The organism is Vibrio sp. Vf1514, assembly GCF_052076135.1.
GTDB lineage: Bacteria > Pseudomonadota > Gammaproteobacteria > Enterobacterales > Vibrionaceae > Vibrio > Vibrio furnissii.
Window position 1 is genome coordinate 1,044,977 of record NZ_CP197267.1, and the last position, 12,733, is coordinate 1,057,709.

Consider the following 12,733-nt stretch of genomic DNA (forward strand, 5'->3'; position numbering starts at 1 on the left):
TAAGAGGTGAGTTATGGCGAGAATGTCATGGCGAGAAGCGTGTCAGCTCGATCCGACGCTGCAGTCCTTAACTCATTTCTTTGCGTACCCTCCTGAATACGCACAAACGCTGACGGGAGGGCTCACCAATCGGTGCTGGAAAGTGATGTGCCAGCATGGCCTGGCTTACGTGTGGCGTCCCGCCACAGCCATCACAAAAGCCTTTTCTATTTCCCGCTTTCAAGAATTTCAGATTCTCAAATCGATTGAATCCACCCAGATTGGCCCAGCGCCTGTCACCATCAATGATCAAGGGTTATTGGTGGAATGGATTGAAGGGGAATCGCTGACCCATCACTTGCCATTTGATTCTTTGCTGCGTACGCAGATTCGCATTCACGAGCTCACCATCTCACGCATTCCCGTGGCGCCGTTTAGCTTCACTGCACGGGTCGACCATTATTGGATGCAACTCAAAGCCGAACTGAAAACGGATGAAATCGAAAAGCTCTATCGCGATTGGCGTCATCCGCCCAACATTGAAGACGTACCTTATGCGCTGTGCCATTTCGATTTGGCGGGCTACAACATGGTGAAGACGGAGCACGGCAATAAAGTGATCGATTGGGAGTATGCCGCTATCGCCGATCCGCGGATGGATTTGGCGCTGAGTATCAATGTCGCGGGCGAAAAAATACTGGATTCGGTTTTTCGCTACTGCCAGTTGCGAGACATCGATGATGTCGATGTGTGGGTCGATGGTGTGAAAGCGTGGTTACCGCGCACCACCATGATGGCGATGCTGTGGTACTTGTTGGCGTATCAGTTGTGGGGCGATGACAGCTATTACCAGCAGGCGTTGCATATTAAAGATACATTCTGTAGTTAGGATCACTGTTTGCACGCATTGTTGCGGTAAATTAAGTGCTAAGCCGTAGAAACCATGCGGTTCGTGGTAGATTAGAAATCCAAGGGAATCGGGGGATATTATGATTATTTATTTGCACGGGTTTGACTCAACCAGCCCAGGGAACCACGAGAAAGTCTTACAGCTTCAATTCATCGACGACGATGTACGCTTCATCAACTACAGCACGCTGCACCCTAAACACGACATGCAACACTTATTGAAAGAAGTCCATAAAGCGATTGAACAGTCGAATGATCCGCATCCTATTGTGTGTGGCGTTGGATTGGGGGGCTACTGGTCTGAGCGAATCGGATTTCTGTGTGGTATCAAGCAGGTGATTTTCAATCCGAACCTGCATCCGGAACGTAACATGGTTGGCCGAATTGACCGCCCAGAAGAATACGACGACATCGCCACGAAATGTGTGGAACAGTACCGAGTGAAGAATAAAGGTCGCTGCTTGGTGATTTTGTCGCGTGAGGATGAATTCCTCAACAATCAGGACACGGCGAACGAACTTCAAGACTACTACGAGATCGTTTGGGATGAAGCGCAATCGCACAAGTTTAAGAAGATTTCACAGCATTTGCAGACCATGAAAGCGTTCAAAAATGCGTAAACGGTACAAATAATCAACGTTTTAACGGCCCCTGATTGGGGTCGTTTTTTTTCGCAAAAAAAGTACCGAATTCAGAGAATTCTTAGGTTGCGCCGGGAATTTACCTCTATATAATGTGCTTTCGCACAAAATAATTTGATAGATATCAAAAAAACAGAAAGAGCAAGCAAGAAAACTTGCCCGAATTTTTGCGTTAACCACGCTTTAGCCCAATTGACGTGTCGATAAATAAAAACAACAAAAGTTAAAACTGACATCGATACCCAGACGACAGTTTACAAAGAATTCTTTCGGTGCGAGTCATCGTGCCGAGCCATAGTTATTGATATTTGTTTTGAGGATTGTTGTTGTGACACGCATTATTGTAGTAGGCGGCGGCGCTGGTGGTCTTGAACTTGCGACCAAACTGGGCCGCACACTGGGCCGCAAAAACCGCGCAGACATTACACTGGTAGACCGTAAATCTTCCCACCTATGGAAACCGCTGTTGCACGAAGTGGCAACCGGCTCTTTGGATGAAGGGGTGGATGCGCTGAGTTACCGTGCCCACGCCAAAAACCACAGCTTTGAGTTTCAATTGGGTAGCCTTGAGTCGATTGATCGCGACAACAAAACCATTACGTTGAGCGAACTCAAAGACGAGCAGGGCGAATTGTTGATGCCAAAACGTGAGCTGCCATACGACCTTCTGGTACTGGCGATTGGTTCCACGTCTAATGATTTCAATACCCCTGGTGTTCGCGAACACTGTATCTTCCTAGATAGCCCTGAACAGGCCAATCGCTTCCGCACTGAAATGAATAACGAGTTCCTGAAACTGCATGCCAAAAATGGCAACGGTACCGTGGACATCGCAATTGTGGGTGCAGGTGCGACCGGCGTTGAGTTGTCAGCAGAGCTGCACAATGCTGTGAAAGAGCTGCATGCGTATGGCTTTGGCGACTTAGATTCAAGCAAACTGAACGTGAACCTGATTGAAGCGGGTGAACGCATTCTACCTGCTCTGCCACCACGCATTTCTGCTGCGGCGCACAGTGAACTCACCAAGTTGGGTGTGCACGTTCGCACCGCGACTATGGTGACTCAAGCGGACGCCGATGGCCTGACCACCAAAGATGGTGAAAAAATTCCCGCACAAATCATGGTTTGGGCTGCAGGTATCAAAGCGCCTGATTTCATGAAAGACATTGCGGGTTTAGAAACCAACCGCATTAACCAGTTGGTGGTCAAAGAGACACTGCAAACCACACGTGATGAGAACATCTTCGTGATTGGTGATTTGGCACAATGCACACAAGCGGATGGTTCATTTGTTCCGCCGCGCGCTCAGGCTGCGCACCAGATGGCAAGCCTCGCGTTTAAGAACATCGTGGCGAAACTGATTGGACGTGAAATGAAACCGTATGTCTACAAAGATCACGGGTCGTTGGTGTCACTGAGTCGCTTTTCAACCGTGGGTAGCCTGATGGGCAACCTGACCAAAGGGTCGATGATGGTGGAAGGTCGTATCGCGCGCGTGGTGTACATTTCACTCTATCGCATGCACCAAGTGGCGCTGCATGGCATCTTCAAAACGGGTTTGATGATGTTGGTTGGACGAATTAACCGCGTGTTGCGTCCAAACTTGAAGTTGCACTAAGCCATCGCATGAATGGCTTCTAAAAAGCCCCTTTCGGGGCTTTTTTATTATTCCGGAATCAGTGAATAGACAATGCCGTCTCTGGGCTCACCATCGAACAGAAAACGATTTCGAGCGATGCTCTCTTGCTCGGCGCCACAGGCGATGGCAAGGCGCTGACTGGCTGCGTTGAGCGGATCGCACACGATCTCCAGCCGCGTCAATTCAAGGCGACTAAAACAGAACTCAATCAGCGCATCTAGCGCTTCCTTTCCCATGCCGTGATGCTGATATGCATCGGCGATCCAATAGCCGAGGCTGGCCATATTAAACGTGTGGTAAAACTCGTTGATGGCAACCATGCCAATCAGTGTCTGCTGCTTTTTATCAAACACCCCGAATCCGTAAGCGTCGGCTTTGACCCAGTTCAGACGCGTGGCGAGAATAAAGCGTTCGGCCTCTTGCAGGGAAAATTGCGCGGAGCACCAATCAATCCATTGATGAAGGGAAGGGGAGTGACAGACACAGCGTCTCAGCTCCGTGGCTTCATCGAGGCTGATCAAGCGTAATTGTAGGCGCTGGGTGATGATCTGAAAATCAGGGCTCATAAGTCTCGACGGATAGGCGATGGACTGGCTTAAGTATAGAGAACCTGTCGGTATAAAAGAAACGCCCACAAGGGGCGCTTCTTTTCGGTTGATTTAGTTCGGATTGACGCGGCGAACTTGAATGATCATGCCCATCAGTGGGTGATCCAAGTAGTGCGTTTCACCACTGCGCATGCGACGCTTTTGATCCATGCGGTAGCTCTTGAGGAAGGATTCCACATCCACCGTTGGCGATACCGACTCCAAGTTGCCGGCTTGCACGGTGGCGTTTTGATCGTCTGGCGCGACATTCAGGTTGAGTTGCGCATCTTGCATCACCACATCACGTACGCTTGGCTCTTTCAAATCGAGCATGGCTTCGGCATATAAGTAGTGTTGAACGTAAATTTGTAGTGTGCCGTCAAGTTCATACAGGGGCTTGGCGATGCTCTCTTCCACCACGCCGCTAACGGGCGTATCCGTGGTTGCCTGTTTGCCCACTTCGCTGCCGTCAGGGTTATACTGCTGCGAATAGTCTTTGCCCGCTTGAATATGGAAGATGGGTGCAGAGGCTCGGCCTTGGTCACCTTGACGCCATGCGGTGTGCAACAACACTTGGAAGCCGGCATGGTTTTTCAGTTTTTGGACTTCGTCGTTCAACTGATATTGAGAGTAAGCCAGCATTTGCACGCCTTTTGATTGACGGTAGCTGGTATCACCGAAGCTGCCCGCGCGCGCGACGTTGATTTCTGGCAGGCTGTTTGGCCATGATTCACTCACTTTTTCTGCATCCACTGCGCGTTTGAAGAGGATCACTTCAATATCGAACTGTCGCTGCGCCAAGCTTGGCATGGACACCAGCAAAAGTAATAGTGGGATCAGCTTTTTCATTATGACTCCGTAATTCGTGCCACAGCACGGTCTTCTTGTCCCGATTGAACAGAGCGTGGCGCCTGAGGCCACGCTGAGTCAGTCAGGTATATCAAAAGAGCGTCACGCTCTTAGGCTGCTGGAAGTAGATTTTGCTGGAATTCATTCAGCATGTCTGCAACAAATTGAATTCTTTCTCTGCGATCGACCAGAGGTAAGGCAAATTTGAACTTGGTCGGCCCTTCCATTGCGAATTTCTTCGGCTGCGATTGCAGTAGTTTAACCAAAAACATCGGGTTAATGTCAGCATTTGGATAGAACTCAATGTAACCCCCTTTCTCGTGCGCTTCAATTTTTCGAATTTTCAAACGCGCCGCATCGAGCTTGAGATCGGCGATGGCCAGTAAGTTCAGCGCCGCATCCGGCAGTTTACCAAAGCGGTCAATGAGCTCAACTTTCAGTTCGGTGAGCTCGTCGCTGTCAGCGACGCTGGCAATCTGCTTGTACATCGACAAACGCGTGTTGATGTCTGGAATGTAATCATCTGGCAGCAGCGCAGGAATCCGCAGTTCCACTTCCGTTTGCTCGCGCAGCAGGTCGTCTAACGATGGCTCTTTGCCGGACTTCAATGCCTCAACCGCTTGTTCCAGCATCTCCATATAGAGTGTAAAACCAATCGACTGAATTTGACCGCTTTGCTCATCGCCCAGCAGTTCACCTGCGCCGCGAATTTCCAAATCGTGAGTCGCGAGAGTAAAGCCCGCGCCGAGGTCTTCCAGGGAGGCGATTGCTTCAAGGCGTTTCACTGCATCTTTGGTCATCGCTTTCGGATGCGGCGTCAGTAAGTAGGCGTATGCTTGATGATGCGAACGACCCACACGCCCACGCAACTGGTGCAACTGCGCTAAGCCCAAAGAGTCGGCGCGATCCATGATGATGGTGTTGGCGGTTGGTACGTCGATTCCGGTTTCAATGATGGTGGTACACACCAACAGGTTAAAACGCTGGTGATAGAAGTCGTTCATCACGCGTTCCAATTCGCGCTCACGCATCTGCCCATGGGCCACTGTGATACGAGCCTCTGGGATCAGTTTCTCCAGATCTGCTGCGACTTTGTCGATGCTTTCGACTTGGTTGTGCAGGAAGTACACTTGACCACCCCGCATGATCTCACGCAGTACTGCTTCGCGGATCACGCTGTCTTCGCTTTGACGAACAAAGGTTTTGATTGCCATACGGCGCGCGGGTGGCGTGGCGATGATCGACAGATCGCGCATGCCACTCATGGCCATGTTCAGCGTTCGCGGAATCGGTGTGGCCGTGAGGGTGAGAATGTCGACGTCCGCACGCATCGCTTTGACTTTCTCTTTCTGGCGCACACCAAAACGGTGTTCTTCATCGACAACCAGTAAACCCAAATCAGCAAACTTGATGTCGCTTGAAAGCAGTTTGTGGGTACCGACGACAATGTCTACTTTACCGTCGGCCACGTCTTGCAAAATGGCTTTCTGTTCTTTGGCCGATTTAAAGCGCGATAGCACTTCCACACGAATGGGCAGGTTGGCAAAACGGTCGCGGAAGTTTTCGAAATGTTGCTGGGCAAGCAGGGTCGTCGGGACCAACACCGCCACTTGTTTCCCGTTATCAGTGGCAACAAACGCAGCGCGCATTGCGACTTCGGTTTTCCCAAAGCCCACATCGCCACACACCAGACGATCCATCGCTTTGGGCTGACACATGTCCGACATCACGGCGTTAATCGCCATTGCTTGATCGTCGGTTTCTTCAAATGGGAAACCCGATTTAAATGTGGCGTACTGGTCGCGATCGAGCTGGAATTTATAACCCGGTTTGAGTTCACGTTTGGCGTATACATCCAGCAGCTCGGCGGCCACATCTCGCACTTTTTCGGCGGCTTTACGGCGCGCTTTCACCCAAGCTTCACCGCCCAATTTATGCAGCGGCGCGCTTTCTTCGGCACCGCCAGAGTAACGGCTGATGAGGTTTAGTGACGAAACCGGCACGTAGAGCTTGGCGTCATTTTGATATTCCAGCGTGACATATTCGGTGGTCATGCCGCCCGCTTCAAGGGTTTGCAAACCCACGTAGCGGCCGATGCCGTGATCGATATGCACCACCGGTTGACCGGGTTTCAGCTCTGCCAGGTTACGAATCACAGCATCGCTGTTGGTGACTTTGCGTTCTTTCTTGCGTCGCTGAATGACGCGATCGCCCAACAAGTCGCTTTCGCAAATCAGCGCCAGTTGCTGATCACCGAAGATAAAACCGTGTTCGGCAGAGCCCAAGATCAGCGAGAACTTATCGTCGCTCTGATAGGCTTGCATAAAATCAGCTTTGCTTTGCGGGCGCAGCTTGATGCGTTGCAGCAGTTCAAGCAGGGCTTCACGGCGACCTTCCGATTCAACCGAGAAAATCACTTTACCGGCAAAGCTTTCGCTAAATTGGCGCAGGGCCGCCAGAGGTTCTTTGTTCTGATGCTGCACCGCAAGATCGGGCAGGGGTTGCACGCGAGGGTTCACGCGTCCGGCTTTCTCTTCTACCGGCGCTAAGCTGAGTTGGATTTGTGGCAGCGTTTTAAAGCGCGCAAACAGCTCATCTTTTTTCAGCCACAATTCATCGGGCGGCAACAGCGGACGCAGCGGATCAATTTTGCGTTGATCGTAGCGGTAGTCGACATCGCTGAGGAAGTTGTCGATCGCGTTCTCTAACTGGCCGACACTCAGCAGTTGACTGCCAGCGGGCAGATAATCAAAAAGAGTTTCAGTGTGGTCAAAAAACAGCGGTTGCCAATATTCAATCCCCGCCGGCCAAGTGCCTTTGGACACTTGCATGTAGACCGATTCTGGCTCGCGACGCGCTTCAAATCGGCCGCGCCAACGGGTACGGAATTCCTCAATCGCCTGTTCGGTGGTGGGGAATTCATGCGCAGGCAGCAGGCGGATCGCGTCGATCTCATCAATGGAACGTTGGTTCTCGGGATCAAAGGTGCGAATGGTGTCGATTTCATCATCGAAGAAGTCGATGCGATACGGATCCGCACTGCCCATGGGGAACAGATCCAGAATCGACCCACGGCTGGCGTATTCACCCGGGCCAAAAACTTGGTCGACATGACGATAGCCAGAATTTTCAAGTTGCACGCGTAATTTATCTAATGAGAACCGATCGCCTCGGTTAACCATCAAGGTATGTTGCAGCAGATAATCACGCGGCGTTTGACGTTGCAGTAGTGTGCTCACTGGCACAATGGTAATGCCTTGCGACAGCGACGGCAGTTGATACAGGCGCGAAATACGCTCAGAAATGATTTCTTGATGCGGTGAGAAATTATCGTACGGCAATGTTTCCCAATCGGGGAACAGGGCGACGTTTGCTTGACTGAACTGTTCAATTTCCTGCAACAGTTTGAGCGCCGTTTGTGGATCCGGCACGGCAAGCAGTGTGTGGCCTTGATGTTGATTGGCCAACTCGGCAATGGCTAACGCCAAACTGGCGCCATGAAGATTACCAACGTGTTTTTTGTCTCCCGCACCAGAGGCGGCAGGCAGAGAGAATAAAGTTTGTGTTGTCATGGTAACGCTTATGATTTGTCTCGGTCTAAAGAGCGTTGACGCAGCAGCTTTTGCTGTTGGTAGAGCGCGGCTTTGATCAACAGATCTTGATCGGCATCGCGCAGTAGTTCGTAACGTACCGTCACGATAAACTGATTGTCTTCAGCTTCGCAAGCCGTCACTTGGCCATAGCAGTAAATCGCTGCGGCTGGGTGTTCCAAAAACAGTTTGGCGCGTACTTGTTGTCCGGCTTGCACCGCGTTTTTGGCGCGGTAGGTAAATTGGCTGGCGCCGAAGCTGATCGTGAAGGTGCGATAGGCCGGATCGTCTTGCTGCGACAGCATAAAGCTCAGGAGCAAATTCAGCTTGGAGTTTTGTGTTTCCAACAGCTGAATAACATGTTTGAAATCGCTGCTTTTGAGTTCGAGTCTGGCGGCATCGTTGAGTTGATCCAGTTGGCTGAATTCGCTTGCCACGACGAAAGGCGCCGGAATTTCAGCTTCAAAATCCAGTGGAGAAGGCAGCAGAAAGTCGGCCGGCATCGGCTCAACATTGATGTTCAGTGCGTGATGCACCGTGAAATATTCTTGGTCAATCATAGTGTGTTCCTTCTCACCTCTGTGTTGATTATCGTCATACGGACCAAGTAATCAAGGTATGTCATTGTTATCGGTGTGAATTAAAGCGCCTCTTACAGAGATTTAGCAAAGAAAAACTACAACCTTGGCTGGATTCTCGTTACAGTAGCGCCATCCTATTTGATTGGTTTTCATTATGTTTCATCCGATTTCTACCTTCATCGGGCTACGCTATCTGCGCGGACGTTCCGGTGACCGGTTCAGTCGATTCGTGTCTTACATGTCCACCGCCGGCATCACCATCGGTGTGATGGCGTTGGTCACGGTACTCTCCGTGATGAATGGCTTTGAAGCGCAGCTCAAAAGCCGCATCCTTGGCGTATTGCCACAAGCGGTGATTTCCCAAGCGCAGGACAAAACGGCGCTGACCGATACCGCGCCAGCCTTTATCCGCGCACTCTCTACGCAACGTGAACCCGAACCCATTGTTCGCAGTGAAGCTGTGATTCAAAGTGCCTCTCAACTTTCGGCCGGATTGATGGTCGGCATCGCGCCGAACCAACATGACCCGATTGGCGACTATTTGATTGCAGGGCGTTTGGCATCGTTAATGGAAGGGGAATATCGCGTCTTTCTCGGCCATACGCTGGCGCGCAATCTGAATGTGTCGGTGGGCGACAAAGTGCGTTTGATGGTCACCAGTGCGAGCCAATTTACACCGCTGGGTCGCATTCCAAGTCAGCGCAATTTCACTGTCGCTGGCATTTTCAACACCGGTTCCGATGTGGATGGTCAGTTAATGATTACGCACATTCATGATGCGGGCAAACTGCTGCGCTTTGACGATCAAACGGTCTCGGGTTGGCGCTTGTTCTTTAACGATCCGTTTGTGGTGGGGGAATTATCGAAAACGGCCCTGCCTGATGGGTGGCAATGGAGCGACTGGCGCGATCAACGCGGTGAACTGTTTCAAGCCGTGCGTATGGAAAAGAACATGATGGGTTTGATGTTGGGTCTCATCGTTGGTGTGGCGGCGTTCAATATTATCTCGGCGCTGATCATGGTGGTGATGGAGAAGCAGGCAGAAGTCGCCATTTTGAAAACCCAAGGCATGACCGATCGCCAAGTGCTGGCGATTTTCATGGTTCAGGGCGCCAGTAGTGGGGTGATCGGCGCGATGGTCGGCGGCGCGTTGGGGGTGCTTGTGGCAAAGTATCTCAATACCATGATGGCGACACTTGGTGTGGCGCTGTTTCCGATGGGCGGCGAACTGCCGGTGCTGATTAATCCGCTGCAAATTTGTGTTGTCGTGCTGTTAGCGATTGTGCTGAGCTTACTGGCAACGTTGTTTCCTTCTTACCGCGCATCTTCTGTCAAACCCGCTGAGGCTCTCCGTTATGAATAACCTTTTACGTTGTCACCACGTTTGTAAAACTTATCAAGAAGGCGATCTTCAGACGCAGGTGTTGAAAGGGGTGAGCTTTGAATTGCAACAAGGCGAACTCGCATCGATCATTGGTACGTCGGGGTCGGGCAAAAGTACGCTGCTGCACATTCTTGGGGCGCTGGATGATGCGTCTGAAGGCCATGTGGAGTTCTTGGGCCAGCAACTCAGTTTACTCAGCTCAAACAAGCAAGCCAAAATTCGTAATCAGCATTTGGGTTTTGTGTACCAGTTCCACCACTTGCTGGCGGACTTTAGTGCGCTGGAAAACGTGGCGATGCCGCTGCTGATTGGCGGTCAAAAAGTGGCGCAGGCGAAACAAGAAGCGGCAGCATTGCTGGCTCGAGTTGGCTTGTCGCATCGTCTGGAACATCGACCTGCTGAACTGTCTGGTGGTGAACGTCAGCGTGTGGCGATTGCGCGCGCGTTGGTGAATAAGCCGGATTTGGTACTGGCGGATGAACCGACGGGCAACCTTGACCACAACACCGCCTTGTCCATTTACGATTTAATGCGAGAGCTCAATCGTGAGTCTGGCACGGCCTTTTTGGTGGTGACGCACGATGGTGAATTGGCGGCGAAAATGGATCGTCAATTGCACATGCAAGATGGTCTGCTACTGAATGTGGGGGAAGCGTAAGTGTTGGCTTCTCTGTCGCTGTTCATCGGCAGTCGTTTTAGTCGCGCGAAACAGCGCAATAAAATGGTGTCGTTTATTTCCCTCTCGTCAACCATTGGCATTGCTGTCGGTGTGGCGGTGATCATCATTGGCTTATCGGCCATGAATGGGTTTGAACGCGAGCTGCAAAATCGCGTGTTGTCGGTCATTCCGCATGGGGAGTTTGAAGGGGTGCGCGGCCCGGTGCAAAACTGGCAAGCCGTCGTGGCGCAGGCGACCCAGGATCCTGAAGTGTTAGCGGCTGCGCCATACGTGAAATTTACCGCGCTGGCTGAGCGAGGCACGCAACTCAAAGCGATTGAAGTGCGTGGGGTTGATCCAAGCATGGAACAAGCGGTGTCGCGTTTGTCGCAGTTTGTGACGGATGAGGCGTGGTCCCGGTTTGTGCCTGGCGAGCAACAAGTGATTCTGGGCAAAGGTGTGGCCGATCAACTGGGCGCCAAAGTTGGTGACTATGTCACGTTAATGATCCCCACCGCCGATGGTTCGTCGCGCGTGCAAGCGCCGCGCCGCATTCGTGTGCAGATCACGGGCTTGCTTGCGCTCAATGGTCAGATAGACCACAGCTTGGCCCTGTTGCCCTTGGAAGATGCGCAGCAATACGCGCGTTTGGATCACGCGGTGACGGGCGTGTCGATCAAAGTGTCAGATGTGCTGCGTGCCAATCAGATCGTACGTTCTGTTGGCAATACATTGAACGAGTACGTGTACCTGCGCAGCTGGCAGCAGAAATTCGGTTTTCTCTATCGCGACATTCAGATGGTGCGCACCATCATGTATTTGGTGATGGTGCTCGTGATTGGGGTGGCGAGTTTTAATATTGTTTCCACGCTGATGATGGCGGTGAAAGACCGCGCCGCGGAAATCGCTATTCTGCGCACCATGGGCGCGACGGATGGGTTGGTGAAACGAATTTTTGTTTGGCAGGGCGTCTTCTCTGGCGTACTGGGTAGTATTGTCGGTAGCGTGTTTGGTGTTGTGGTGGCATTTAACCTGACGCCATTGGTCAAAGGGTTGGAAACGCTGATTGGCCACCATTTCTTATCGGGGGACATCTACTTTGTCGATTTTCTACCGTCGCAGGTCGACAGTGGGGATGTCCTGTTGGTGTCGGGCACGGCGATTGTCTTAAGCTTGCTTGCAACATGGTATCCCGCTGCGCGCGCCAGCAAACTGAATCCGGCGCGAGTTCTGAGCAGCAAGTAGCCGCGATGAAGTCAATGCCAACGCAATAAAAAAGGACCCATCGGGTCCTTTTTTCATACTGAGTCTACAACGAATTGCAGACCAGAATTCTTCATCGCTCTCAGCGTTGCACAAAGCTTACTTCATGCCGACGTGTTCAGATTATCTTAGATGCCACTTTGCTGGTACGACGTTTTTTCCAACTGCGCACCACCGAATAACGCCATAGACCGCGAATACCAAAATAGCCCAGTAGCGAAGCGGTTACACCGCAGACGGCACACCCAAGTAAGAACGGAGGGCCGATGGTGCTCATTTGTTGCATGATGAAGTCCCACGTCGCCTCAAAATGAAACGGTTGAGGCGGCACGTTCATCAGCAAGGCACCGACTTTGTAACAGAAGTAGAAAATTACGGGCATCGTGATGGGATTGGTAATCCAGACCAAGGCGATGGATAAAGGCAAGTTGACACCGAACAGAATCGCGAGACCGGCAGCCATGATCATTTGGCTTGGCAGTGGCACAAATGCCATGAATAGACCAACAGCAAATGCACCGGCAGCAGAGCGTCGATTGAGACACCACAAGTTTGGGTTATAAAGCACATTGCCAAAAACTTTTAATGCCTTTTGACGTTTGATGACGTCGTGGTCAGGCATAAACCGCTTAATGAATTTTCTTGGCATAGGG

The 12,733-nt window shown here is 51.4% G+C and carries 11 protein-coding genes; 6 read left to right on the forward strand and 5 right to left on the reverse strand.

Annotation, left to right across the window (positions count from 1 at the left end; all coding sequences use genetic code 11):
• The first annotated feature begins 13 nt into the window (after window positions 1-13).
• From ACS18Q_RS04850 to ACS18Q_RS04860, 3 genes are all read left to right on the forward strand, one after another.
• On the forward strand, window positions 14-868 hold the full coding sequence (locus ACS18Q_RS04850) for a phosphotransferase (RefSeq protein ID WP_232658590.1): 855 nt from the start codon (window positions 14-16) through the stop codon (window positions 866-868).
• 100 nt (window positions 869-968) lie between these two features.
• Window positions 969-1,508 carry an alpha/beta hydrolase YcfP gene (gene ycfP, locus ACS18Q_RS04855; RefSeq protein WP_004726462.1) on the forward strand — a complete coding sequence of 180 codons (540 nt, stop codon included), beginning with the start codon at window positions 969-971 and terminating at the stop codon, window positions 1,506-1,508.
• Window positions 1,509-1,857: 349 nt separating this feature from the next.
• Window positions 1,858-3,147, forward strand: a complete 1,290-nt coding sequence (locus ACS18Q_RS04860; RefSeq protein ID WP_004726461.1) for an NAD(P)/FAD-dependent oxidoreductase — start codon at window positions 1,858-1,860, stop codon at window positions 3,145-3,147.
• Window positions 3,148-3,194: 47 nt separating this feature from the next.
• Here ACS18Q_RS04860 and ACS18Q_RS04865 read toward each other — a convergent pair whose 3' ends face one another.
• The 4 genes from ACS18Q_RS04865 to ACS18Q_RS04880 form a co-directional block, all read right to left on the reverse strand.
• Window positions 3,195-3,734, reverse strand: a complete 540-nt coding sequence (locus ACS18Q_RS04865) for a GNAT family N-acetyltransferase (RefSeq protein WP_014205396.1) — start codon at window positions 3,732-3,734, stop codon at window positions 3,195-3,197.
• Window positions 3,735-3,827: 93 nt separating this feature from the next.
• Entirely contained in the window at window positions 3,828-4,604 is a 777-nt protein-coding gene (locus ACS18Q_RS04870) for a peptidoglycan binding protein CsiV (RefSeq protein WP_441257473.1), read from the reverse strand.
• Between the two features lie 110 nt (window positions 4,605-4,714).
• Entirely contained in the window at window positions 4,715-8,176 is a 3,462-nt protein-coding gene (mfd, locus tag ACS18Q_RS04875) for a transcription-repair coupling factor (protein ID WP_238810159.1), read from the reverse strand.
• An 8-nt stretch (window positions 8,177-8,184) separates the two neighbouring features.
• Window positions 8,185-8,754, reverse strand: coding sequence for a hypothetical protein (locus ACS18Q_RS04880; protein ID WP_014205394.1), 570 nt, complete (start codon window positions 8,752-8,754; stop codon window positions 8,185-8,187).
• Window positions 8,755-8,929: 175 nt separating this feature from the next.
• Between ACS18Q_RS04880 and lolC the strand changes: the two genes are divergently transcribed.
• The 3 genes from lolC to lolE are packed head-to-tail and all read left to right on the forward strand — an operon-like array spanning window position 8,930 to window position 12,062.
• Window positions 8,930-10,138, forward strand: a complete 1,209-nt coding sequence (gene lolC, locus ACS18Q_RS04885; RefSeq protein WP_041942585.1) for a lipoprotein-releasing ABC transporter permease subunit LolC — start codon at window positions 8,930-8,932, stop codon at window positions 10,136-10,138.
• Window positions 10,131-10,817 carry a lipoprotein-releasing ABC transporter ATP-binding protein LolD gene (gene lolD / locus ACS18Q_RS04890; protein ID WP_172562049.1) on the forward strand — a complete coding sequence of 229 codons (687 nt, stop codon included), beginning with the start codon at window positions 10,131-10,133 and terminating at the stop codon, window positions 10,815-10,817. The genes lolC and lolD overlap by 8 nt, the downstream gene beginning before the upstream one ends.
• The gene (gene lolE / locus ACS18Q_RS04895) at window positions 10,818-12,062 is read left to right on the forward strand and encodes a lipoprotein-releasing ABC transporter permease subunit LolE (RefSeq protein ID WP_154180978.1); all 1,245 of its coding nucleotides are present in this window, start codon (window positions 10,818-10,820) and stop codon (window positions 12,060-12,062) included.
• A 136-nt stretch (window positions 12,063-12,198) separates the two neighbouring features.
• Here lolE and ACS18Q_RS04900 read toward each other — a convergent pair whose 3' ends face one another.
• On the reverse strand, window positions 12,199-12,729 hold the full coding sequence (locus tag ACS18Q_RS04900) for a DUF2062 domain-containing protein (protein ID WP_004726453.1): 531 nt from the start codon (window positions 12,727-12,729) through the stop codon (window positions 12,199-12,201).
• Window positions 12,730-12,733: the final 4 nt, after the last annotated feature.

Bases quoted from the DNA above. Each gene is read 5' to 3' on its own strand.
- mfd (WP_238810159.1), bottom strand. From the start codon at position 8,176: ATGACAACACAAACTTTATTCTCTCTGCCTGCCGCCTCTGGTGCGGGA.
- lolC (WP_041942585.1), top strand. From the start codon at position 8,930: ATGTTTCATCCGATTTCTACCTTCATCGGGCTACGCTATCTGCGCGGA.
- lolD (WP_172562049.1), top strand. From the start codon at position 10,131: ATGAATAACCTTTTACGTTGTCACCACGTTTGTAAAACTTATCAAGAA.
- ACS18Q_RS04865 (WP_014205396.1), bottom strand. From the start codon at position 3,734: ATGAGCCCTGATTTTCAGATCATCACCCAGCGCCTACAATTACGCTTG.
- ACS18Q_RS04900 (WP_004726453.1), bottom strand. From the start codon at position 12,729: ATGCCAAGAAAATTCATTAAGCGGTTTATGCCTGACCACGACGTCATC.
- ycfP (WP_004726462.1), top strand. From the start codon at position 969: ATGATTATTTATTTGCACGGGTTTGACTCAACCAGCCCAGGGAACCAC.
- ACS18Q_RS04850 (WP_232658590.1), top strand. From the start codon at position 14: ATGGCGAGAATGTCATGGCGAGAAGCGTGTCAGCTCGATCCGACGCTG.
- ACS18Q_RS04870 (WP_441257473.1), bottom strand. From the start codon at position 4,604: ATGAAAAAGCTGATCCCACTATTACTTTTGCTGGTGTCCATGCCAAGC.
- ACS18Q_RS04880 (WP_014205394.1), bottom strand. From the start codon at position 8,754: ATGATTGACCAAGAATATTTCACGGTGCATCACGCACTGAACATCAAT.